We start from the raw sequence: 22,924 nt of genomic DNA, 5'->3' as shown, positions 1-22,924 counted from the left end.
TCGTAGGCTTTGAAGTCACCGAAGTATTTGGTGATTGCTGCGGTCAGCGTGGTTTTACCGTGGTCAACGTGGCCAACGGTGCCGATGTTGACGTGCGGTTTATTACGTTCAAACTTTTCCTTAGCCATGATGGCCTCCTTTTAGCGTTGGGAGGGAATGCGCCTTTGCGCATCCCCTCAATTCTTTTGCTGATTAAGCGTATTTCGCCTGGATCTCGTCAGAGATGTTCTGCGGGACCGGATCGTAGTGCGAGAACTGCATGGTGAACTGCGCGCGGCCCGAGGACATGGAGCGCAGGGTGTTGATGTAGCCGAACATATTCGCCAGCGGCACGTTTGCGTCGATCGCAATCGCATTGCCGCGCGGCTCCTGGCCGGACACCTGACCACGACGGGAGGTCAGGTCACCAATGATACCGCCGGTGTATTCTTCCGGGGTGATCACTTCGACCTTCATGATCGGTTCCAGCAGTTTCGCGCCAGCTTTGCGCATGCCTTCACGCATACACATACGGGCTGCGATCTCAAACGCCAGAACGCTGGAGTCAACGTCGTGGAACTTACCGTCGATCAGGGCAACTTTGAAGTCGATCACGGGGAAGCCAGCCAGCGGGCCGCTATCCATAACCGAGTTGATGCCTTTTTCAACGCCCGGGATGTATTCCTTGGGAACCGAACCACCAACGATGCGGGACTCAAACGAATAACCTTCACCAGCTTCTGTCGGCGAGATGATCATCTTCACCTCAGCGAACTGACCCGAACCACCCGACTGTTTCTTGTGGGTGTAGGTGTGCTCGACCTCGTGACCAATGGTCTCGCGGTAAGCCACCTGCGGGGCACCGATGTTGGCTTCGACTTTGAACTCGCGCTTCAAACGGTCCACCAGGATGTCCAGGTGAAGTTCGCCCATGCCCTTCATGATGGTTTGACCGGACTCGATGTCGGTCTCCACGCGGAAGGACGGATCTTCTGCGGCCAGACGGGCCAGACCCTGGGACATTTTCTCCTGGTCGCCCTTGGTTTTGGGCTCCACGGCGATCTCGATCACCGGATCGGGGAAAGTCATGGTTTCCAGAACCACCGGATCCTTGGCGTCGCAGAGAGTGTCACCGGTGGTGGTGTCCTTCAGACCCGCCAGCGCGATGATGTCGCCTGCAAAGGCTTCCTCGATCTCTTCCCGGTTGTTGGAGTGCATCATCATCATACGACCGATGCGCTCTTTCTTACCTTTGGTGGAGTTCAGGATGCTGTCGCCCTTGTTCAGCACGCCGGAATAGATCCGGGTGAAGGTCAGGGAGCCAACAAAGGGGTCGTTCATGATTTTGAACGCCAGGCCAGAGAACGCCATGTTGTCATCCGCACGACGCGGAATGTCACGGGTTTCTGTCTCGTCGCCGGGTTTGAAGCCCATGTAATCAACAACGTCGAGCGGGCTCGGCAGATAGTCGATCACAGCGTTGAGCAGCGGCTGAACGCCTTTGTTCTTGAACGCGGAGCCACCCAGAACCGGAACGAAGGAGAGCGACAGCGTGCCTTTACGCAGCAGGCTGCGCAGGGTCGCGACGTCGGGCTCTGCGCCGTCCATCAGGTAGTTTTCCATCGCGTCGTCGTCCATTTCGACGGCCGCTTCGATCATTTTGCCGCGCCATTCGTCGGCCATGTCTTTCAGGCTGTCGCGGATCGGAGCTTTGATCCAGGACGCACCCAGATCTTCACCCTGCCACAGCCATTCTTCCATGGTGACGAGGTCGATCAGACCTTCCAGCTCGTTCTCTGCGCCGATCGGAATACCGACGGGAACAGCGCGCGCGCCGGTACGATCTTCAATCATGCGAACGCAGTTGAAGAAGTCCGCGCCGATTTTGTCCATTTTGTTGACAAAAACCATACGCGGAACCTTGTAGCGGTCAGCCTGACGCCACACGGTTTCGGTCTGGGGTTCAACGCCGGCATTGGCGTCGAGCACACATACGGCACCATCGAGAACCGCCAGCGAGCGTTCAACTTCAATGGTGAAGTCAACGTGGCCGGGGGTGTCGATGATGTTCAGACGGTGCTTTTCGGTGTCGGCAGTCTGGCCGTCCTCGGTGCGTTCCCAGAAGGTGGTGGTCGCAGCCGAAGTGATGGTGATGCCGCGTTCCTGTTCCTGCTCCATCCAGTCCATGGTGGCTGCACCATCGTGCACCTCACCGATGTTGTGGGATTTGCCGGTGTAAAACAGGATGCGCTCGGAGCAGGTGGTTTTCCCTGCGTCGATGTGCGCCATGATACCGAAGTTGCGGTAGCGGTCTAGCGGATAGTCGCGTGCCATTTGGATGAGCCTCTAAAGAGTTACCAGCGATAGTGCGAGAAGGCTTTGTTTGCCTCAGCCATCTTGTGCGTGTCTTCGCGCTTCTTAACGGCAGTACCCCGGCTTTGTACAGCATCGAGGAGCTCACCGGCGAGGCGTTCTTCCATTGTGTTCTCGTTGCGACCGCGCGCGGCGGTGATCAACCAACGGATCGCGAGCGCTTCACGACGCTCGGGGCGCACTTCGACGGGCACCTGGTAGGTGGCACCACCCACACGACGAGAGCGAACCTCGACGGAAGGTTTCACGTTGTCGAGCGCTTCGTGGAAGACTTCGACAGGTGCGCGCTTGATTTTCGCTTCAACGCGGTCGAACGCGTTGTAGACTATACGCTCTGCGACCGATTTCTTACCATCGATCATCAGGTTGTTCATGAATTTAGACAGAACGCGGTCGCCGAACTTGGCGTCGGGCAGGATCTCGCGTTTTTCTGCAGCGTGACGACGGGACATCTTTGTTTATCCTTCTTCTTACTTAGGACGCTTCGCGCCGTATTTGGAGCGACGCTGCTTACGGTCTTTAACGCCCTGGGTATCCAGAACACCACGCAGGATGTGGTAACGGACACCCGGAAGGTCTTTTACCCGGCCGCCACGGATCAGAACCACGGAGTGTTCCTGAAGGTTGTGGGATTCACCCGGGATGTAGGAGATCACTTCAAAACCGTTGGTCAGGCGAACCTTGGCCACTTTCCGCATAGCGGAGTTCGGTTTCTTCGGTGTGGTGGTGTAGACACGGGTGCAGACGCCACGTTTTTGCGGGCACTGCTCCAGGTGCATGGATTTGGAGCGTTTGATTTTCGGCTGACGCGGTTTGCGGATCAGCTGTTGGATCGTTGGCATTCCGGTAAGTTCCCCGTTTTGCAACATATGTTAGTGCACGTGGCCCGGAATGCCCCGGTGTACGTGCGGCGAATTCATCTGCATCTGCCACTTACGCAAACGCAAAAACCGCAAACGCTCCCATTCCGAGGTGAACGTCGCGGTGGGTTTACAGAGGGTTCGGGTGATAAAAGTTCCCGGACCTTGAGCCACTACAGATATGACAACAGCATAAGGGGGACTTCTCCCCCGGAGCTGGATAGCGCGCGTATATGCAGAGTCGCGCCCCTTGTCAACAGCCCGCCCCCGGCGCAACGCCCAGCGGGCCTGCCGCCAGCGGCCACGACGCATTGCAAGGCAGGGCGGCTGGCGTCATAGTCGCAGCGGATGATCTGCCAGACAGGATACCCAATGCAAGTGATCGGTCTCTGCCGCTTTTCCTATCCTGCAATTGGCGGTTTTCAAGTCGAACATGACAGCATCGAAGAGCGCATGGCCTTCCTCTACAACGAGGCTCGCATGGAGGAGCGCTTTCGCCTTTTTGAGGCGGTCGCCCTGCCCTGCCTGCGCGAACAGACCGACCCGGATTTTGAACTGATCATCGTCATCGGCGACAGCCTGCCCCCCCATCACGAAAGCCGCCTGCGCGATCTGATCGCCGACATGCCGCAGCTTCGGATCGAAAAACACCCGCCCCGCAAGCAACGCCCGATCATGAAGGACATTCTGAACGCCGCGCGCCGCGACCCGGACGCGCCCTGCCTGCAATTTCGCTATGACGACGACGATGCGGTCTCGGTCGATTTCGTCGAGCGCCTCCGCCAGACCATCGCGAATTGTCCCGGCCTGATCGCCCGCAACCGCGCCGTCGCGGTGGATTTCAACATGGGCTATGTGGCCGAATTCGGCGCGGACGGTATTCGGGCGACCGAGATCCATCGCCCTTATTATGTCGCCGCGCTTGGCATGTATGTAAAAGGCGGCTCGCCGCAGACGATCATGAACTTCGCCCATGAAAAGATCCTGCGCTTCATGCCGACGGTGACCCTCTCTGATGCGCCGATGTTCGTGCGCGGGCATCACAGTTCCAATGACTCGCGTCAAAAGCCCGTCAAACCCGTGCCGGTCAGCCCCCTGACGCCCGAGCTGCGCGGCGCATTCGAGGCCCGCTTTGCCCTGCGCGAGGATGTGGTGCGTCAGGTGTTTTCCGCCACCTGACGCTCGCGCAGCAGCGTGAACATCCCTGCCGCGACCACGATACCAGCCCCCAGAAGCGTCAGCGCCGAGGGCCACTCCCCAAAGATCAACCAGCCCAGCACCAGGGCCCAGACCAACCCCGTGTAGCGCAGCGGCGCCACGGCAGAGACCTCGCCCACGCGGATGGTCATCACCGCAAAGAGATAGGCCAGAAGAATCAGCACCGAGGTCGCGCCCAGAAGCGCATATTCCCGCAGGCCGATGGGTTGCCAGCCCTCACCGGCGCTCGCCCCAAGCCCGACGCCAAAGAGCATGACAGAAAACGCCGCAAGGAAGGTCACTGTCAGCGAGGGCACCGCCGCCGACATCTGCCGGGTCAGTAGGTCACGCAGGGTCAGCAAGACCACCGACAAAAGCGCGTAAAATGTCGCCGCGCCAAAATCGGCACTGCCCGGACGCACGATCAACAGCATGCCGCCAAACCCCAGCAGAATCGCAAGACTGCGACGCCAGCCGACCCGCTCTTTCAGGAACAGCGCCGCCGCGAGTGTCACCGTCAGGGGCAGCATCTGCAACACCGCGGTCACATTCGCCAGCGGCAGTTGCAAAAGGGCCGACAGGAAGAAATAGGTCGCCCCCATCTCCGCGCCGCAGCGCGCCAGCACCAAGGCCCAATCGCGACGCCCAAAGCGAAACCGCAACGCGCCCAGCTTCTGTGCCAGCCCCAGCAAGAGCAAGCTCGCAAGCGCGCCGCGAACCGTCACCATCTGCCAGAGCGGCACAGTCTCGCCCACCAGTTTGACCAGCGTATCATTGCAGGTGAAACACGCCATGCTGCCCAGCATCAGCAGCGCCCCCTGCTGGTTCGGGCTCAAACGCTCGCTCATCTCAAAGCGCCTTCAGTTCAGCCAGCGTCAGGCCGAAATGCGCCGTCAGGTCGCGGTCAATCCCGACCTCCGACTGTCGCCCCGTCAGCCCCATCAGCGCCGGGGTGGAGTGATTGTCCCAATGGACCGTGCGAATAAAGGAGGGCACAGAGATATCCGAAAACAACGGGTAATGCTGGGCAAGCTTGCGGTGGTTGAACCGATAGGGATTGGCTCGCCCTTCTGCGGGCCGCACCAGCACGGTACCCGCCGACAGCGGCGCACGTTCGCAGCTGTCCACCACCTGCGGCGCCTGCCCCTCGCGTTTGATCAGATAGATCCCGCGATTATAGGCAATGGCGAATTGCGTCTCTGGCGTGGGTTGCAGCGGCAGCAGACCAGTGGCCAGCCGTTTAGTTCGGCGAATAAACGCGCCATCCAGCGCGTCATCATCATCGAGCCGAAACAGGATCCGGTGGCTCTCGCCGCGCTTGGGCACCTTCGCATAGGCTTGTTTCAAGATCCCATAGTGATTGTCTGGCGCAAACGGCACCAGGCTGATCTGGCGATGCGGCGCCAGCAGCTCCTTGAGATAGGACAGGTGGCGCGCCGGCATCCGGTCCGACGTGGCAACCACCACGTGAAAATCCTCGTCGCTTTGGCGCAGGAGCGACGGCAGGCAAAGACGCTCAAACAGATGCAGGCGCAGGGCCATACGGTCATCGGCAAAAATCGCCTCCGCCGCCGCATCCAGGCTGGGAAACCGATCCGCGTTAAACGTCGGTGTCAGCACCGAAAATCGAATGACCCCAACCGTGTTGAATGTAGCCGCCACCCCGATGCTCCCGATTTATGCGTGACCTCAGTGAAACCACGCCACCGCGCTCTTGCCAAGAGCCAAGCACCAGCGACGCAGTGCCCCGCGCGCGCGACGAAAAAGCCCCGCGTCACGGTGGACGCGGGGCTTTCTCAAATCATGTCAGAACCGATGCGGCTCAATCACGGCTTTCCGGGGTCTCCACCAGGAAATCCCCATCATCGGCACCGCTGTCATCCATCATCGGTGCAGCAAGGGCTGCGGCGGCTTCGGCCTCTTCGCGACGAGCCTCAAGCACGACATTGTCGCGACCCTGTGCGATGTGACGCATCTGCTGGGTTGCGCCACCGGTCCCTGCGGGGATCAGACGACCCACGATGACGTTCTCTTTCAGGCCGACCAGCTTGTCCTTCTTGCCCTGCACCGATGCCTCGGTGAGAACCCGGGTGGTTTCCTGGAAGGACGCCGCCGAGATGAAGGAGCGTGTCTGCAACGACGCTTTGGTGATACCAAGCAGGATCGGCTCGCCCTGTGCGGGACGTTTGCCCCGGGCCAGCGCCTTCTCGTTGGCGGCATCGAACTCTTGCTTGTCCACGTGTTCGCCTTTCAGCAGCGTGGTTTCGCCGGAGTCCGAGATCTCCCACTTTTGCAGCATCTGGCGAACGATCACCTCGATGTGCTTGTCGTTGATCTTCACACCTTGCAGACGATACACGTCCTGGACTTCGTCGATCATGTAGTTCGCCAGCGCTTCGACACCCATGATGGAGAGGATGTCATGCGGCGCCGGGTTGCCGTCCATGATGTAGTCGCCCTTCTGGACATAGTCGCCTTCGACCACCGGGATGTGCTTGCCCTTGGGCACCATGTATTCCACGGGCTCCATGGACTCATCTGCCGGTTCGATCGAGATGCGGCGCTTGTTCTTGTAGTCGCGGCCAAAGCGCACGTAACCATCAATTTCAGCGATGATCGCGTGGTCTTTCGGACGACGGGCTTCGAACAATTCGGCCACACGCGGCAGACCACCGGTAATGTCCTTGGTCTTGGCGCCTTCACGCGGGATCCGCGCAACAACGTCACCGGTCTCGATCTTCTGACCATCTTCACAGGACAGGATCGCATCCACAGACATCGGATAGGTCACCGGGTTGCCCAGATCGTTGCGAACCGGTTCGCCATCTTCATCCACCAGGATGATTTCCGGTTTCAGGTCAGAGCCCTTCGGTGCCGCACGCCAGTCGATCACGATCTTCTGGGTCATGCCGGTGGCATCGTCAGTTTCTTCACGCACGGCCAGCCCGGAAACAAGGTCCACATATTTCGCAGTCCCCGGTTTCTCGGCGATGATCGGCAGGGTGTAGGGGTCCCATTCGAACAGCTTGTCGCCGCGGTTGACCGTCTGGCCTTCCTTGACGAACAGCTTGGTGCCGTAACCCAGCTTGTGGCTGGCACGTTCCTCGCCATGCTCGTCCTGGATAATCAGCTTCATGTTCCGACCAACGGTCAGGGTTTCGCCATTGGCGTTGACCAGCGTGTTGGTGTTCTCAAAGACGATCTTGCCCTCTTGCGAAGCTTCGAGGAAGGACTGCTGGCCACCCTGGGCCACGCCGCCGATGTGGAAGGTCCGCATCGTCAGCTGCGTACCAGGTTCACCGATCGACTGCGCCGCGATGATGCCGACAGCCTCACCGGAGTTGACCATGGTGCCGCGCGCCAGGTCACGACCATAGCAGGTCGCACAAACGCCCTCTTCGGCCTCACATGTCAGCGGGCTGCGGATCCGTGCCGTCGGCACACCCGCATCCTCGATGGCATCGGCCATACGTTCGTCGATCAGCTGACCATAGGCCACGATGATCTCGTCGGTGCCCGGACGTTTGATATCCTCGGCCGCAACACGACCCAGAACCCGCTCGCCGATGGAGGAAACAACCTCACCATCGTTGACGGCGGCTTCGGCGGTGATCGCACGATCCGTACCACAGTCGCGCTCGCGCACGATGCAGTCCTGCGCCACGTCCACCAGACGACGGGTGAGGTAACCGGAGTTCGCGGTCTTCAAAGCGGTATCCGACAGACCCTTACGGGCACCGTGGGTGGAGTTGAAGTACTCCAGAACGGTCAGACCTTCTTTAAAGTTCGAGATAACCGGCGTCTCGATGATGTCGCCGTTCGGCTTGGCCATCAGGCCGCGCATGCCGCCCAGCTGACGCATCTGCGTCACCGAGCCCCGCGCACCGGAGTGGGCCATCATGTAGACCGAGTTCGGTTCCATGTCGGAGCCATCCTCTGCCTTTTTGACCGCCGAGATGGTGGACATCATGGCTTCGGTCAGCTTGTCGTTACACTTCGACCAGGCATCCACAACTTTGTTGTATTTTTCGCCCTGAGTGATCAGGCCGTCCATATACTGCTGTTCAAAGTCTTTCACCTGATCGCGGGTGTCGTCGACGATGGTCCACTTGTTGTCCGGGATCACCATATCGTCTTTACCAAACGAAATGCCGGCCTTGAACGCCTCGCGGAAGCCCATGGTCATGATCTGGTCACAGAAGATCACCGATTCCTTCTGACCGCAGTACCGGTAGACGGTATCAATGACCTGCTGCACTTCGCGTTTACGCAGCAGACGGTTGACCAGTTCAAACGGTGCCTTGGCGTTCTTCGGCAGCAAAGAGCCGAGGCGCGCCCGGCCCGGGGTGGTCTCGAAGCGTTGGAAGACCTCGTTGCCCTCTTCGTCGATCTGCGGAACCCGCACCACCACTTTGGAGTGCAGATGCACAACACCGGCGTCCAGCGCGTGATGCACCTCATCAAGGTTGCCAAAGACCATGCCTTCGCCCTTCATACCTTCGCGCTCCAGCGTGAGGTAATACAGGCCCAAGATCATATCCTGCGAGGGAACGATGATCGGTGCGCCGTTGGCAGGCGACAGAACGTTGTTGGTGGACATCATCAACACGCGCGCTTCCAGCTGGGCCTCAAGGCTCAGCGGAACGTGCACAGCCATCTGGTCACCGTCGAAGTCCGCGTTAAACGCCGAGCAGACCAGCGGGTGCAGCTGAATGGCTTTGCCTTCGATCAGCGTGGGTTCAAAGGCTTGGATGCCAAGACGGTGCAGCGTCGGTGCGCGGTTCAGCATCACCGGGTGTTCGCGGATCACCTCGTCGAGGATATCCCAGACTTCGGGGCGCTCTTTTTCCACCAGCTTTTTCGCCTGCTTCACGGTGGAGGACAGACCTTTGGCCTCCAGACGCGAATAGATGAAGGGCTTGAAGAGTTCGAGCGCCATCTTCTTGGGCAGACCGCATTGGTGCAACTTGAGCTCCGGCCCGGTCACAATCACCGAACGACCGGAGAAGTCGACGCGTTTACCCAAAAGGTTCTGACGGAAGCGACCCTGTTTGCCTTTCAGCATGTCGGACAGCGACTTCAGCGGGCGCTTGTTGGCACCGGTGATGACGCGGCCACGACGGCCGTTGTCGAACAGAGCATCAACCGATTCTTGCAGCATCCGCTTTTCGTTGCGCACAATGATATCCGGCGCACGCAGCTCGATGAGGCGTTTCAGACGGTTGTTCCGGTTGATCACCCGACGATAGAGATCGTTGAGATCCGACGTCGCAAAACGGCCACCATCCAGCGGCACCAGCGGGCGCAGTTCCGGCGGAATGACCGGGATCACGGTCATGATCATCCACTCGGGGCGGTTGCCCGACTCGAGGAAGGACTCCACGACTTTCAGACGCTTGATGATCTTCTTGGGCTTCAGCTCGCCAGTGGCTTCGGCCAGTTCGGCACGCAGCTGCTCGGCTTCGGCTTCCAGATCAATCGCAGCCAGCATTTCGCGGATCGCTTCAGCGCCGATATTGGCGGTGAAAGCGTCCATGCCATAGGCGTCCTGCGCGTCCATAAACTCTTCTTCGGTCATCATCTGGCCGTATTGCAGGTCGGTCAGACCCGGCTCGATGACAACGTAGTTTTCAAAGTAGAGCACGCGTTCCAGATCGCGCAGGGTCATGTCCAGCATGAGGCCGATCCGCGAGGGAAGCGACTTCAGGAACCAGATATGCGCCACCGGCGCGGCCAGCTCGATATGGCCCATCCGCTCGCGGCGGACCTTTTGCAGCGTGACTTCCACACCGCATTTTTCGCAGACAACGCCGCGATATTTCATGCGCTTATATTTGCCGCACAGACATTCGTAGTCTTTGATCGGGCCAAAGATACGCGCGCAGAACAGGCCGTCACGCTCGGGTTTGAACGTACGGTAGTTGATGGTTTCCGGCTTTTTGATCTCGCCGTAGGACCACGACAGGATCCGCTCCGGCGAGGCCAGCGAGACTTTGATTTCGTCAAAGACCTTCGGCGGCGTCAGCGGGTTGAACGGGTTGTTGGTCAGTTCCTGGTTCATTTTGATATCCTCAAATTCGGGCGTGGGTCAGAGGGGGCACCCGGACTTTTCGAAAAGTCCGGGCAAAAGTTTTTGAAAAACTTTTGGGCGCCTTATTCCTCAACCTCCGCATCCAGGAGTTCCATGTTCAGGCCGAGGCCGCGGACTTCTTTCACAAGAACGTTGAAGCTCTCGGGAACGCCCGCCTCGAAGTTATCCTCGCCCTTGACGATCGATTCATAGACCTTGGTCCGGCCCGCGACGTCATCCGATTTCACGGTGAGCATCTCTTGCAGAGTGTAGGCGGCCCCGTAAGCTTCCAGAGCCCAGACCTCCATCTCCCCGAAACGCTGACCACCGAACTGCGCCTTACCACCCAGCGGCTGCTGCGTGACAAGCGAGTAGGGTCCGGTCGAGCGCGCGTGGATCTTGTCGTCGACCAGGTGGTGCAGTTTCAGCAGATACTTCATGCCGACAGTGACCTTACGGGCAAATTGTTCACCCGTGCGGCCATCAAAGAGCACCGACTGTGCGGAGGTATCAAAACCTGCCCGCACCAGCGCGTCGTTGATGTCTTCTTCCTTGGCACCGTCAAAGACCGGCGTCGCGATCGGCACGCCACGGGTGACGTTGCTGGCCGCTTCCACCAGAGTTTCCTCGTCCATATTTGCGATGCCTTCGTCGTAGACGTCATCACCATAGGCGTGATGCATGGCTTCGCGCACCGGAGTCAGATCGCCGGTCCGGCGATAGTCCTGCAACGCATCGTCGATTTTCAGACCCAGACCACGTGCGGCCCAACCCATGTGGGTTTCAAGGATCTGACCAACGTTCATACGCGACGGCACGCCGAGCGGGTTGAGGCAGAAGTCAACCGGCGTACCGTCCGCGAGGAACGGCATGTCCTCCATCGGCACAACGCGCGAAATCACACCTTTGTTGCCGTGACGGCCCGCCATCTTGTCGCCCGGTTGCAGCTTGCGCTTCACCGCGATGAAGACTTTGACCATCTTCATCACACCCGGCGGCAGGTCGTCGCCACGGCGGACTTTCTCGACCTTATCCTCGAAACGGGCATCCAGAGCACGCTTCTGTGCCTCGTATTGCTCGTTCAGAGCTTCCAGGATCTGGGCGTCTTTCTCGTCCTCAAGGGCGAGCATCCACCACTGGCCACGGGTCAGCTGGTTGTCCAGCAGATCCTCGGTGATCTCGGTATTGCCGCGTACGCCTTTGGGCCCTTTGACAGCGATCTTGCCGATCAGCATGTCCCGCAGACGGGCATAGATGTTGCGGTCCAGAATGCCGAGCTCGTCATCCCGGTCACGGGCCAGACGCTCAACCTCTTCACGCTCGATTTGCAGCGCGCGCTCGTCTTTTTCCACACCATGGCGGTTGAAGACGCGCACTTCGACGACGGTGCCGTAGTCACCCGGCTTCACCCGCAGCGAGGTGTCGCGCACGTCAGAGGCTTTCTCACCAAAGATGGCGCGCAGCAGTTTCTCTTCCGGCGTCATCGGGCTTTCGCCCTTCGGCGTGATCTTACCCACGAGGATATCGCCCGGCTCCACATCGGCGCCGATGTAGACGATGCCCGCTTCGTCAAGGTTGCGCAGGGCTTCCTCGCCGACGTTGGGGATATCGCGGGTGATCTCTTCCGGCCCAAGCTTGGTGTCACGCGCCGCGACTTCGAATTCCTCGATGTGGATCGAGGTGAAGACGTCGTCACGTGCGATACGCTCGGAGATCAGGATGGAGTCTTCGTAGTTGTAACCGTTCCAGGGCATAAACGCGACGACCACGTTCTTGCCGAGCGCCAGTTCCCCCATATCGGTGGAGGGACCATCGGCGATCACCTCGCCCTTCTCGACCTTCTGGCCCACTTTCACCAGCGGACGCTGGTTGATGCAGGTGTTCTGGTTCGAGCGCTGGAATTTGCGCATGCGGTAGATGTCCACACCCGCGTCACCCAGTTCCAGATCCTCGGTTGCCCGGATCACGATCCGCTGCGCGTCGACCTGGTCGATGATCCCGGCCCGTTTGGCCATATAGGCCGCGCCGGAGTCGCGTGCGACCACTTCCTCGATGCCGGTGCCGACCAGCGGCGCCTCGGCCCGCAAGAGCGGAACCGCCTGACGTTGCATGTTCGACCCCATCAGAGCGCGGTTGGCGTCGTCGTTTTCAAGGAACGGAATGAGCGATGCCGCGACCGATACCAGCTGTTTCGGGCTGACGTCGATCAGGTCCACGCTCTCATTGGGGGCCAGCGTGTAGTCACCCGACTGGCGGGTCGACACGAGGTCATTCACAAACCGGTTGTCCTCGTCGAGGTTGGCGTTGGCCTGCGCCACGGTGTGACGCATTTCCTCGGTGGCCGACATGTAGTGAACCTCATCGGTCACCTGACCGTTGTTCACCACGCGGTAGGGGGTCTCGATAAAGCCGTATTTGTTCACCCGCGCAAAGGTCGCCAGCGAGTTGATCAGACCAATGTTCGGACCTTCCGGCGTTTCAATCGGGCACATCCGACCATAGTGGGTCGGGTGCACGTCGCGCACCTCAAAACCGGCACGTTCGCGGGTCAGACCACCGGGCCCAAGCGCCGAGAGACGGCGTTTGTGGGTGACTTCCGACAGCGGGTTGGTCTGGTCCATGAATTGCGACAGCTGCGAAGAGCCGAAGAATTCGCGCACTGCGGCAGCCGCCGGTTTGGCGTTGATGAGATCCTGCGGCATCACCGTGTCGATCTCGACGCTGGACATGCGTTCCTTGATCGCACGCTCCATACGCAGAAGGCCAACGCGATACTGGTTTTCCATCAGCTCGCCCACCGACCGCACACGACGGTTGCCGAGGTGGTCGATGTCGTCGATGTCGCCCTTGCCGTCGCGCAGCTCCACCAGCGCCTTAATGCAGGCGACGATGTCTTCCTTGCGCAGGGTGCGCTGGGTGTCTTCTGCGTCCAGTGCCAGGCGCATGTTCATCTTCACCCGACCAACGGCCGAGAGGTCATAGCGCTCGCTGTCAAAGAACAGGGTGTCAAACAGCGCCGAGGCGGCCTCGACGGTGGGCGGCTCGCCCGGGCGCATGACGCGGTAGATGTCCATGAGCGCGGTATCGCGGCCCATGTTCTTGTCCGCTGCCATGGTGTTGCGCATGTAGGGGCCGACATTGACGTTGTCGATATCCAGGACCGGGATCTCGGTGATGCCCGCATCCAGGAGTTCCTTGACTGTGCCGCCAATGATGTCGCCGCCCTTGTCGTATTCCAGGGTCAGCTCATCGCCGGCCTCGACATAGATGGCACCGTTTTCTTCGTTGATGATATCCTTGGCGACATATTTGCCAACGATATGCTCGAAGGGCACCAGAAGCTCGGTGATGTTGCCCTCGTCGATCATCTTCTTGACGGCGCGCGGGGTAACTTTCTTGCCGGCTTCGCAGATGATCTCGCCGGTGGCGGCATCCACGAGATCATAGGTCGGGCGGGTGCCGCGGACACGTTCCGGGAAGAACGGCGCAACCCAGCCACGGGATTTTTCCAGCTTGTAGTTGATGGTCTGATAGTAGGCATCCATGATGCCTTCCTGGTCCAGACCCAGCGCATACAGAAGCGTCGTCACCGGCAGTTTGCGGCGACGGTCGATGCGGGCAAAGACGATATCCTTGGCGTCGAACTCAAAGTCGAGCCAGGAGCCGCGATACGGGATGATGCGGCAGGCAAACAGCAGCTTGCCCGAGGAGTGGGTCTTGCCCTTGTCGTGGTCGAAGAACACGCCCGGGGAGCGGTGCATCTGCGACACGATAACGCGCTCGGTGCCGTTCACGATGAAGGTGCCGTTCGGGGTCATCAACGGCATGTCGCCCATAAAGACATCTTGTTCCTTGATGTCTTTCACGGATTTCGCACCGGTGTCCTCGTCGACATCAAACACGATCAGACGCAGGGTGACCTTCAGCGGAGCCGCATAGGTCATGTCGCGCTGCATGCACTCGTCAACGTCGTATTTCGGACGCTCCAGCGCGTAGTTCACGAATTCCAACACGGAGGTTTCGTTGAAATCCTTGATCGGAAACACCGACTGGAACACGCCTTTGATGCCTTCGCCGTCAAGCGGCAGCTCTGCATCGCCAGAGCGCAGGAAAAGGTCGTAGGAAGATTTCTGAACCTCGATGAGGTTCGGCATGTCCAGCACTTCGCGGATCTTGCCGTAGTACTTGCGAAGACGTTTCTGGCCAAGGAACGATTGAGCCATGTCAGATGTCACCTTTCAGAGTTCTCAACACACAAGATGCCGCCGGGCCCCGGCACCTTGCCCGTCAGAGACAGCGCGATTTGGATCAATTCATGGCCACCGTCCCGAATGGTGACCTCCCGATCCAGCGAATCTTGCCTGAAAAAAGGGCCCACCTGGGTCAGGTGAAAAAGGCCCCTTTCTGAGACAGATTCAGCCGGACCCGGGTTTCCCCGGATCCAGCCAAATATTTCGAGGCCTATAGAGCAGAACCAGCCTGGAAAAATCCAGTGTGAATTCGCGCTCGAATGTCCCCGTGTGCAGGCTTAGGCCAGCTCGACTTCGGCGCCAGCTGCTTCCAGCTTGCCTTTGATGTCTTCGGCTTCGTCCTTGGACACGCCTTCTTTGATTTTGCCGCCGGCTTCAACGAGCTCTTTGGCTTCTTTGAGGCCCAGGCCGGTGATGCCGCGGACTTCTTTGATGACGTTGATTTTGGACGCGCCGGCGTTCTTCAGAACGACGTCGAATTCGGTTTTTTCTTCCTCAGCAGCGGCACCGCCGTCTGCGGGACCAGCCATCATCACTGCGCCGCCAGCTGCGGGCTCGATGCCGTACTCGTCTTTGAGGATGGTTTTCAGTTCTTGTGCTTCCAGCAGGGTCAGACCAACGATGCTTTCAGCCAGTGCTTTCAGATCAGCCATTGTATTAGCTCTTTCCGTTTACAGATGTGTGTTCCAACGTGAGTGTTTGTCACCCGACGCCAGTCATTCAGTACCAACCGCTTACGCAGCTTCCGCCTTCTCTTCGATGGTCGAAAGAATGCTTGCGATGTTGCTTGCAGGTGCGCCAATCGCGCCGGCAATGTTGGAAGCAGGTGCGCCAATGCAGCTTGCGATCTGAGCAATAAGCTCGTCGCGGGACGGCATTTTCGACACGGCTTCAACGCCTGCGCGGTCAAGAGCGGTCTCACCCATTGCGCCGCCGAGGATCTCAAACTTTTTGTTATCCTTGGCGAAGTCCTCGGCCACCTTGGCAGCTGCCACGGGGTCCTCGGAATAGGTCAGAACGGTCATCCCTGTCAGCAGGTCAGACATGCTTTCACACGGCTTACCCTCAAGGGCGATTTTGGCGAGCCTGTTCTTGGCAACACGCACGGAGCCACCCGCGTCACGAGCACGTGCGCGAAGGTCCTGCATTTCAGCAACTGTCAGACCGACATAGTGGGCTACGACCACCACGCCAGAGCTTTCGAAGATCTGGCCGAGTTCCTCGACCACTTTCTCTTTCTGGGCTCTATCCACAGTTCTCTCCAAGTTATGGGACAAAAGTCCCGGCTCATTTTCTGCCGGGCCCTGACGGGTCCGGCGGTCAAGTCCGTTTTACGGGGTTTGAGCCAAAATTGCCCGAAGGTTAAAAAACCCTCGATCGTTCATTGGTCTTTACCCGTCTCGGGAGGGAAATTAAGACCCGATCGACAGGTCACCCACCTTCTTGGACGAAAAGGAATAAAGCGCGCGACGAATCGCACGCTTTGCTCCGTGGGCCGTACATAGTCCCAAGCGGATAGATTTCCAACCCCTAAACAAGGCGGACGCGCATATTCACAAGGCGCAAGCAGGACCTGCCCGGGGCGCTCAGGGCAGATCGTCCAGCGAGACGCCAAAGAACTCCGTGACCAGCGCAGGCAGGTTTATCCGCAACACCAAGAGCAAATCATGCGCCTCCAGCCGGGACAGCAGATCCTGCGTCGCGCAATGCAGCCGGGCAAAAAGCGCGCGGAGCGGCACATCCGGGTTCGGCTGTGCCAGCGCGGCCTGCACGCGTTCTGTCAGCGGGCCGGTAAAGCCGCGCGAGTCACAGCGCCAGTCAAGCTTGCTGCGCCAGATATCATAATCCGCCCCGATCATATGCAGAAGATGCGCGCCCTGGTGGTGATCCACGACCTCCTCGCGCGCCTCCCCCGCCACACCGGCCAATGCTGCCGAAGCCGCAGCCCCGGCACACCGCAGCGTATGATCGACTTGCCCTGCGGATGCCCGACCAGCCCGGCCCGACGCGGCCCAAACAGCGCAACATCTTCGCCATAGACCGCCTTGCGCAGCTCATAGGCCATCGGGCGGCGGAAATAGGTATTGCCATCCTCCCTGGCGACAAGGATCCGCTCCGCCGTCACGATCCGCGCGGAGTGGCGCGCCTCGGGCACGCCCGCCAGAAACGCCGCCACGCTGCGCCCTTCCAGGAACAGGAATTCATCGGCATCGACGTTCAGCAGCCAGCCGCTGTCATATTGCTGATAGACCCAGCTCAACGCCGCGTTCTGGCGAAGCACAAACCGCTCCTGCGCATCACTCCCCACCGCCGCCCAGAACTCCGGCGTGCAGGCGATGCAACGCAGGCGGGGATGATCCTGCAAGAGCGTCAGCGCCGGATCCTCGGGGTTATCAAAACAGATCACCACCTCTTCGGCGCCAAGCGCCAGATACCAGGCGCAGAACTTCAGCACCTCTCGCAGAGGCTCATTCATTATGGCGCCAACCCGCCAGATCTGCGCTTGGCCGTCGCTCATTCATCCACTCTCATATTTGCGTCACCGACCGGATCTACCTCAGGATCGTGCACAAAAAAAGGCGACACCAAGGTGCCGCCTTTCATCACGTCGGGGATGGGTCCGATTACTCGGAAACTGCGCCATCCACATCAACAGTCACGCCCGGGCCCATGGAGGAGGACAGAGCGATTTTCTTCATATAGGTGCCTTTGGCGCCAGTCGGTTTTGCCTTGGCCACAGCGGAGACAAACGCCTTGACGTTTTCGACCAGCTTGGCTTCGTCAAAGGACGCTTTGCCGACGCCAGCGTGCACAACGCCGCCTTTTTCCGCCTTGAACTGAACTTCACCACCTTTGGCAGCTTCCACGGCGGTTTTCACGTCCATGGTCACGGTGCCAACTTTGGGGTTCGGCATCAGGTTGCGCGGGCCGAGGACCTTACCGAGACGACCAACGACGGGCATCATGTCCGGGGTTGCGATGCAGCGATCAAACTCGATCTTACCGGACAGGATGGTTTCCATCAGGTCTTCTGCGCCAACGATATCCGCGCCAGCCGCTTGGGCTTCTTCGGCTTTGGGGCCACGTGCGAAGACAGCAACGCGCATGGTTTTGCCGGTGCCGTTGGGCAGGCCAACAACGCCGCGCACCATTTGGTCCGCGTGACGGGTGTCAACGCCCAGGTTCATCGCGATGTCGATGGTTTCGTCGAATTTGGTGTTGGCGTTTGCCTTCACCAGTGCGACGGCTTCCTCGACGGTGAGGTTCGATTTGCCTGCAAAGGCTTCGCGCGCTGCGCGGGTACGTTTACCGAGCTTTGCCATCTTACTTCACCTCGATGCCCATGGAGCGGGCGGAGCCCAGGATGATCTGCATCGCGGCTTCGATATCGTTCGCGTTCAGATCTTTCATCTTCGCTTCGGCGATCTCTTTCACCTGCGCGGCAGTGACCGTGCCAGCGACTTCGCGGCTCGGGTTGTTCGCACCGGATTTCAGGTTCGCAGCCTTCTTCAGGTAATAAGACGCGGGCGGCGTCTTGATGTCCATGGTGAAGGATTTGTCCTGATAGTAGGTGATCACGGTCGGGCAAGGGGCGCCTTGCTCCATATCTGCGGTCTTGGCGTTGAACGCCTTGCAGAATTCCATGATGTTGATGCCGCGCTGACCCAGCGCCGGACCAACCGGCGGGGAGGGGTTTGCCTGGCCCGCGGGGACCTGCAATTTCATCGAACCAACCAGCTTCTTAGCCATGTGGTTTTCCTTTCAACAAAGGTGGAACGCGTTCCACCCGGTTATGCGTTGCGTGGTAGCGATGTCAGGATCGCGATCCTTTCATCTCCCACGAGAGAATCTCGCCCGAAGACGATAGAAGCGGCATCTACAGGGGAACGCAGAGGTTGGCAAGTGGGCGAGGCCGCAAAGCGGAATAGCCGCTCCGAGCCCGAACCTACCGGATGCTGCAAGATTACCCAATATCAGCTCCCGAGTACAAGCATCAAGCTAGCCTCACTTTTTCCACACCGTATTTGGCTTCTTGGACGCAAGTCTCCATCCCTCGTTTTGAAGCTCTGACACGTCGTCCGCTAGGTCAGCCTCAGTTTCCCAGAAATCAACTTTGCCCTCCGGATTTCGGGTGACGCCCAAGACAACTCGTGCCGACCCATCAACATCATGAACGACTTCGGTTACAACTTGGGGCAACAATCCGCCTGCATCGATCCGCACAAATTCGCCTGTTACCGGAACACGTTCGAAAGCCATCTCCCTCGTCATCCAGACGATTGTCGTTTCAGTCAGAAGGCATAAATCTACGATAGTCATATGAAGGTATTTATATTGAACTTGGAGGAGTGCAAATCGCTTGGCAGCACAAAAGCCGACGTTGGCCTGCAAGAAACCAAAGGCAGCTTCCTCCCGCTCACCCGCCAAACAAAAACGCCGCGGTGCAGATGCAACGCGGCGCCATGAATTCCAGTCCGAGGGGGCTTGTCAGCCCTGCTTGGTGACCTGCGTGAAGTCCAGCTCCACCGGGGTTTCGCGACCAAAGATGGACACGGTAACCTTGAGCTTTTGATTGTCGTCGTCGACGCCCTCGACCATCCCGTCGAAATCCTCGAAGGGGCCATCGTTGACCTTGACCCGCTCGCCTATCTCAAAGCTGATAAGCGTCCGCGGCGTCTCTTCGCCTTCCTGCACGCGACCCAGGATGCCCTGAACCTCGGCATCGCGCATCGGCATCGGGCGGCCTTGCGGGCCGAGGAAACCGGTGACCCGGTTGATGGAGGAAATCAGGTGATAGCCCTTGTCGGACATCTCCATATGCACCAGCACGTAACCGGGCATAAAGCGGCGCTCGGTGGAGACTTTCTTGCCCCGGCGGATCTCGATCACTTCCTCGGTCGGAACCAGAACCTCGTCGATCTGATCCTCAAGGCCCTGCTCTTCGACCGCGGCGCGAATCTGCTCTGCGATTTTCTTTTCGAAGTTCGAAAGAACGCTGACCGAATACCACCGTTTCGCCATGAACCTGATCGTCCTTGTGTTCGCTGCGGGTCGCCCCGCGAAATATCTCTTTTACAGCCTTTGGCTGCGGCCCAACAAAAATCGGCGTGCGAATCGCCGCACGCCTCTTCCAGTGTCGGATGACCTACCGCCCTGTGCCCCCAATATCAAGAGGCAAGCCCGGCAGATAGCTGTGTCTTAACCGAACATCCCGAGGATACCGTTCAGCCCGGTGCGGATCAGCAGGTCCACCAGCGCAAAGAACAGACCCATCAAGGCCGCCATGACAAACACCATGACCGTGGTCAGCAGAACTTCGCGGCGGTTCGGCCAGGCAACCTTGCCGACTTCGGCGCGCACCTGCTGGATGAACTGAACGGGATTGATGGTGGCCATAGGGCTTTCACACTTTCTCTTGTCGACTGACAGGCCACTTAACCGACTGTCCGGCCGAATTCAAGGCCCACGCCTGCCTGCCCCGGTTCGTCGCACTCAATTCAATATTAAGCATTCGGTTTCACTACTGGCCTCAGGCAGCCAGAATGGTCTGCTTGCGCTCTGGTCCGCCATGACCAGCGCCCCAGAGTCAATTTGCAGAGAGACAGAACGTCATGCCCCTCGCACATTCACCACAGCCGCCGATCGAGATGCCACTGGGCGTATTGAACGCCGCCCCCCTCTGCCCCGAAGGTGACGACGCGCCAGCGCGCTATGCCGACCCGCTGCCCGCCGAGCTGATCGAGCGAATCGCGACCGTATTCAACGCGGGGAAGTTCGACGAGACCTCCTCGGTTTGCTCGCGGCTGTTGAAAGACTTCAAAACCTCCGCCTTCCTCTGGACGATGATGGGCCTCGCCCTTGCCCGCAAGAACAACTTTGACGATGCGCTGACTTGCCTCAACAAGGCACAGGAGCTCGCGCCGGCACTGCCCAAGGCGCATGTCGGCATGGCCGAAGTCTATGCCGCCCAAGGCCGCACTCAGGACGCCGACAGCCACTTTGGCATCGCCCTGCGCCTTGATGACACTGATGTCAGCCTCCTGAACAACTACGCCAGTTTTCTCTCCGCCACCGGGCGCCCCGATGCCGCCCGTCATCTGCTGGAGCGCGCCTGCACCCTGGCGCCGGACAATGGCATCCTGTTCTACAATTACGCCAATACGGAAATCAGCCTCAGCAACGATGAAAAGGCCCGCGAGCTCTATCAGACGGCGCTGCGCCTGGACCCCGACTTGCGTCAGGCGCGCTTCAACCATGCCCAGCTGCTGTGCAATGATCGTGAATTTGTCAGCGCCGTCGCGGAATTTGAAAAGGTTCTCGCTCAGAAACCCGATGACGACCGCGCCCGCAGCTACAAGCTCCACGCGATGGCCATGCTGAATGATTTTCGCTGGATCGAGGAATATCAGACCCATCGCCGTCAGCTCGGCCTGCGCGACGCCGCGATCCAGCCCTTCGCCGCGCTCATGCTGGAGGACAACCCCGACCTGCTGCGCGTCCGAATTCAGGCCCATGCCAGAACCCATTTCCCCCTGACGCAGGCCGCCCCGACGCTAAAATCGCGCCCTGATGCGCGCCCCGAGCGCTTGAAGGTCGGTTATTTCTCCGCCGATTTCCACGATCATGCCACCATGTATCTCCTCGGCGGCCTGCTGCGCAGCCACGACAAGAGCCGCTTTGAAATCCACGCCTTCTCCTACGGCGCGCCCCGCGACGACAAGATGCGCGCCACCGCCCGCGCCTATGCGGATCATTTCCACGACTGCTTCGGCCTCTCCGACAAGCAGCTGATCGAGGTCGCCAGGGCGCAGGATCTTGATATCGCCATTGATCTCAAGGGCTTCACCGGCCATTCCCGCTGCGCCATCTTTGCCGAGCGTCTGGCCCCGGTGCATATCTCCTACCTGGGCTTTCCCGGCACCCTGGGCACCCCGGCGATGGATTATCTGATCACCGATTCCGTGGTCAGCCCGCCGGGCAGCGAACGTCACTTCGATGAACACCTGATTCGCATGCCTCACAGCTATCAGCCCAACGACAATCAACGCGCCATCGCGCCGCAAACCCTCAGCCGCGCCGACTGCGGCCTGCCCGAAGATGGCTTTGTCTTCTGCTGCCTGAACAATTGCTACAAGATTACCCCGCGCGAACTCGACATCTGGATGCGCCTGCTGACTCAGGTAAAGGGCAGCGTGCTCTGGCTGCTGTCCGGTGGCGCCGAGTCCGAGGCCAATCTGCGCGCCGCCGCCAAATCCCGGGGCGTCGCGCCGGACCGCCTGATCTTTGCCGAGAAGATGGAGCAAGACGACCACCTTGCCCGCCTGCAACGCGCGGACCTCTTTCTCGATACCTTCACGGTCAACGCCCATACCACCTGTAGCGATGCGCTCTGGGCCGGGCTGCCGGTGCTGACATTGCCGGGCAAGCAATTCGCCGCCCGCGTTGCCGCCAGCCTGCTGAGCGCGGCCGGCCTGCACGAAATGATCGCGGACAGCGAAAGCGACTACGAGGCCCGCGCGCTTCACCTGGCGCAGACCCCCGAGGAGCTGCGCAGCCTTCGCAACAAACTCGCGCAGCAACGCGACAGCGCGCCGCTCTTCGACACAGCGGGCTACAGCCGCAACCTGGAGCAAGCCCTTGATATCGCCTATGATCGCTGGCGCATGGGCCTGGCGCCAGAACATCTGTCGATTGCGCCCTGACAGGGGCGCAGCCAGCAGAACACCAAAGGAACAGCGCCTCTGGGGATTATTGAAACTGGCGTTTGTCTGGAAATGGCAGGGGCAGCAGGGTTCGAACCCGCTACCTACGGTTTTGGAGACCGCGTCAACATATTACAATCATCTAAATATTTCTCAAACCTGCACAAAAGCCTCCCTAACAACATCAATACGTTATCACCCTTCTCGGCCTTGTTGCACAAATCGGCTGATGTGCGAGCTTCCTCCTTCCCCGAACGGACTTACTCTACGGGCTCTGTGACGGGGATTCCAAGTGCCGTGTATTCACGTTCAGCGCCCTTTGGCGGCGACAGAGCGTGCTGAAGTCCGGCACGGTCCAGTCCAGCCCGACCAGGCGCAAGAGGCTCTGAACGAACCCCGTCGTCTGTCGCAGAGGCATGCCAAAGAGCACCTTCATCGTCAGGCAGGCCTGGATCGCGGCATCGCTGAAGCTCTGTTGGCGACCGCGCTTCC

19 protein-coding genes and 1 pseudogene are annotated in these 22,924 nt (G+C 59.5%); 2 read left to right on the top strand and 18 right to left on the bottom strand.

Annotated elements, in window-relative coordinates; translation table 11 throughout:
* The 4 genes from HCZ87_RS12705 to rpsL all read right to left on the bottom strand — a co-directional run.
* Positions 1–128: GTP-binding protein (locus HCZ87_RS12705; RefSeq protein ID WP_254868635.1), on the bottom strand; the 128-nt coding region annotated here is incomplete at its 3' end.
* A 64-nt stretch (positions 129–192) separates the two neighbouring features.
* The gene (gene fusA / locus HCZ87_RS12700) at positions 193–2,313 is read right to left on the bottom strand and encodes an elongation factor G (protein ID WP_167644187.1); all 2,121 of its coding nucleotides are present in this window, start codon (positions 2,311–2,313) and stop codon (positions 193–195) included.
* A gap of 20 nt (positions 2,314–2,333) precedes the next feature.
* Positions 2,334–2,804: a 30S ribosomal protein S7 gene (gene rpsG, locus HCZ87_RS12695; RefSeq protein WP_167644185.1), complete on the bottom strand. Its 471-nt coding sequence runs from the start codon at positions 2,802–2,804 to the stop codon at positions 2,334–2,336.
* A gap of 18 nt (positions 2,805–2,822) precedes the next feature.
* Complete coding sequence (gene rpsL, locus HCZ87_RS12690; protein ID WP_009810698.1) at positions 2,823–3,194, bottom strand: 30S ribosomal protein S12; 372 nt, start codon at positions 3,192–3,194, stop codon at positions 2,823–2,825.
* A gap of 390 nt (positions 3,195–3,584) precedes the next feature.
* Between rpsL and HCZ87_RS12685 the strand changes: the two genes are divergently transcribed.
* Complete coding sequence (locus HCZ87_RS12685) at positions 3,585–4,391, top strand: putative rhamnosyl transferase (RefSeq protein WP_167644183.1); 807 nt, start codon at positions 3,585–3,587, stop codon at positions 4,389–4,391.
* On the opposite strand, the gene HCZ87_RS12680 is transcribed toward HCZ87_RS12685, so the two are convergent.
* From HCZ87_RS12680 to secE, 13 genes are all read right to left on the bottom strand, one after another.
* Positions 4,370–5,257, bottom strand: a complete 888-nt coding sequence (locus HCZ87_RS12680) for a DMT family transporter (RefSeq protein ID WP_167644181.1) — start codon at positions 5,255–5,257, stop codon at positions 4,370–4,372. The two genes, HCZ87_RS12685 and HCZ87_RS12680, sit on opposite strands and share 22 nt — an antisense overlap.
* Before the next feature lies 1 nt (position 5,258).
* Positions 5,259–6,071, bottom strand: a complete 813-nt coding sequence (locus HCZ87_RS12675; protein ID WP_167644180.1) for a glycosyltransferase — start codon at positions 6,069–6,071, stop codon at positions 5,259–5,261.
* Between the two features lie 160 nt (positions 6,072–6,231).
* Complete coding sequence (gene rpoC / locus HCZ87_RS12670) at positions 6,232–10,470, bottom strand: DNA-directed RNA polymerase subunit beta' (RefSeq protein WP_167644177.1); 4,239 nt, start codon at positions 10,468–10,470, stop codon at positions 6,232–6,234.
* Between the two features lie 92 nt (positions 10,471–10,562).
* A complete protein-coding gene (rpoB, locus tag HCZ87_RS12665) occupies positions 10,563–14,702 on the bottom strand; it encodes a DNA-directed RNA polymerase subunit beta (protein ID WP_167644175.1) in 4,140 nt (1,379 codons plus the stop codon).
* Between the two features lie 305 nt (positions 14,703–15,007).
* Entirely contained in the window at positions 15,008–15,382 is a 375-nt protein-coding gene (gene rplL / locus HCZ87_RS12660; protein ID WP_167644174.1) for a 50S ribosomal protein L7/L12, read from the bottom strand.
* An 81-nt stretch (positions 15,383–15,463) separates the two neighbouring features.
* Positions 15,464–15,982 carry a 50S ribosomal protein L10 gene (gene rplJ, locus HCZ87_RS12655; protein WP_167644172.1) on the bottom strand — a complete coding sequence of 173 codons (519 nt, stop codon included), beginning with the start codon at positions 15,980–15,982 and terminating at the stop codon, positions 15,464–15,466.
* A gap of 333 nt (positions 15,983–16,315) precedes the next feature.
* Entirely contained in the window at positions 16,316–16,621 is a 306-nt protein-coding gene (locus HCZ87_RS21060) for a hypothetical protein (protein WP_254868634.1), read from the bottom strand.
* Complete coding sequence (locus tag HCZ87_RS12650; RefSeq protein ID WP_254868633.1) at positions 16,585–17,247, bottom strand: glycosyltransferase family 2 protein; 663 nt, start codon at positions 17,245–17,247, stop codon at positions 16,585–16,587. Before HCZ87_RS12650 ends, HCZ87_RS21060 begins: the two co-directional genes overlap by 37 nt.
* 106 nt (positions 17,248–17,353) lie before the next feature.
* On the bottom strand, positions 17,354–18,052 hold the full coding sequence (rplA, locus tag HCZ87_RS12645) for a 50S ribosomal protein L1 (protein WP_167644170.1): 699 nt from the start codon (positions 18,050–18,052) through the stop codon (positions 17,354–17,356).
* Between the two features lies 1 nt (position 18,053).
* On the bottom strand, positions 18,054–18,479 hold the full coding sequence (gene rplK, locus HCZ87_RS12640; protein WP_167644169.1) for a 50S ribosomal protein L11: 426 nt from the start codon (positions 18,477–18,479) through the stop codon (positions 18,054–18,056).
* A 255-nt stretch (positions 18,480–18,734) separates the two neighbouring features.
* Entirely contained in the window at positions 18,735–19,157 is a 423-nt protein-coding gene (locus HCZ87_RS12635) for a hypothetical protein (RefSeq protein ID WP_167644167.1), read from the bottom strand.
* Positions 19,158–19,217: 60 nt separating this feature from the next.
* Entirely contained in the window at positions 19,218–19,751 is a 534-nt protein-coding gene (nusG, locus tag HCZ87_RS12630; RefSeq protein ID WP_167644165.1) for a transcription termination/antitermination protein NusG, read from the bottom strand.
* Positions 19,752–19,928: 177 nt separating this feature from the next.
* Positions 19,929–20,126, bottom strand: coding sequence for a preprotein translocase subunit SecE (gene secE, locus HCZ87_RS12625; protein ID WP_167644163.1), 198 nt, complete (start codon positions 20,124–20,126; stop codon positions 19,929–19,931).
* A gap of 215 nt (positions 20,127–20,341) precedes the next feature.
* Between secE and HCZ87_RS12620 the strand changes: the two genes are divergently transcribed.
* Positions 20,342–22,432 (top strand): tetratricopeptide repeat protein, encoded by a 2,091-nt coding sequence (locus tag HCZ87_RS12620; RefSeq protein ID WP_167644161.1) that lies wholly within the window; start codon positions 20,342–20,344, stop codon positions 22,430–22,432.
* Positions 22,433–22,733: 301 nt separating this feature from the next.
* Here the strand turns inward: HCZ87_RS12620 and HCZ87_RS12615 are convergent.
* Positions 22,734–22,924 (bottom strand): annotated as a pseudogene (locus HCZ87_RS12615) (transposase); the annotation flags it as partial.

Origin of the sequence: Phaeobacter sp. HF9A (assembly GCF_011806385.1) — a bacterium.
In the GTDB taxonomy this organism is placed as follows: domain Bacteria; phylum Pseudomonadota; class Alphaproteobacteria; order Rhodobacterales; family Rhodobacteraceae; genus Epibacterium.
The sequence above is the reverse complement of the archived record's forward strand: the minus strand, read 5'-3'. Positions and strand labels throughout refer to the sequence as shown.

What these genes read in the sequence shown, in the direction of transcription:
- fusA (WP_167644187.1), bottom strand. Translation starts at nt 2,313, where the DNA reads ATGGCACGCGACTATCCGCTAGACCGCTACCGCAACTTCGGTATCATG.
- rpoB (WP_167644175.1), bottom strand. Translation starts at nt 14,702, where the DNA reads ATGGCTCAATCGTTCCTTGGCCAGAAACGTCTTCGCAAGTACTACGGC.
- rplK (WP_167644169.1), bottom strand. Translation starts at nt 18,479, where the DNA reads ATGGCTAAGAAGCTGGTTGGTTCGATGAAATTGCAGGTCCCCGCGGGC.
- rplL (WP_167644174.1), bottom strand. Translation starts at nt 15,382, where the DNA reads ATGGCTGATCTGAAAGCACTGGCTGAAAGCATCGTTGGTCTGACCCTG.
- rpsL (WP_009810698.1), bottom strand. Translation starts at nt 3,194, where the DNA reads ATGCCAACGATCCAACAGCTGATCCGCAAACCGCGTCAGCCGAAAATC.
- HCZ87_RS12680 (WP_167644181.1), bottom strand. Translation starts at nt 5,257, where the DNA reads ATGAGCGAGCGTTTGAGCCCGAACCAGCAGGGGGCGCTGCTGATGCTG.
- secE (WP_167644163.1), bottom strand. Translation starts at nt 20,126, where the DNA reads ATGGCCACCATCAATCCCGTTCAGTTCATCCAGCAGGTGCGCGCCGAA.
- HCZ87_RS12685 (WP_167644183.1), top strand. Translation starts at nt 3,585, where the DNA reads ATGCAAGTGATCGGTCTCTGCCGCTTTTCCTATCCTGCAATTGGCGGT.
- HCZ87_RS12650 (WP_254868633.1), bottom strand. Translation starts at nt 17,247, where the DNA reads ATGAGCGACGGCCAAGCGCAGATCTGGCGGGTTGGCGCCATAATGAAT.
- HCZ87_RS12620 (WP_167644161.1), top strand. Translation starts at nt 20,342, where the DNA reads ATGCCCCTCGCACATTCACCACAGCCGCCGATCGAGATGCCACTGGGC.
- rpoC (WP_167644177.1), bottom strand. Translation starts at nt 10,470, where the DNA reads ATGAACCAGGAACTGACCAACAACCCGTTCAACCCGCTGACGCCGCCG.
- nusG (WP_167644165.1), bottom strand. Translation starts at nt 19,751, where the DNA reads ATGGCGAAACGGTGGTATTCGGTCAGCGTTCTTTCGAACTTCGAAAAG.
- rplA (WP_167644170.1), bottom strand. Translation starts at nt 18,052, where the DNA reads ATGGCAAAGCTCGGTAAACGTACCCGCGCAGCGCGCGAAGCCTTTGCA.
- rpsG (WP_167644185.1), bottom strand. Translation starts at nt 2,804, where the DNA reads ATGTCCCGTCGTCACGCTGCAGAAAAACGCGAGATCCTGCCCGACGCC.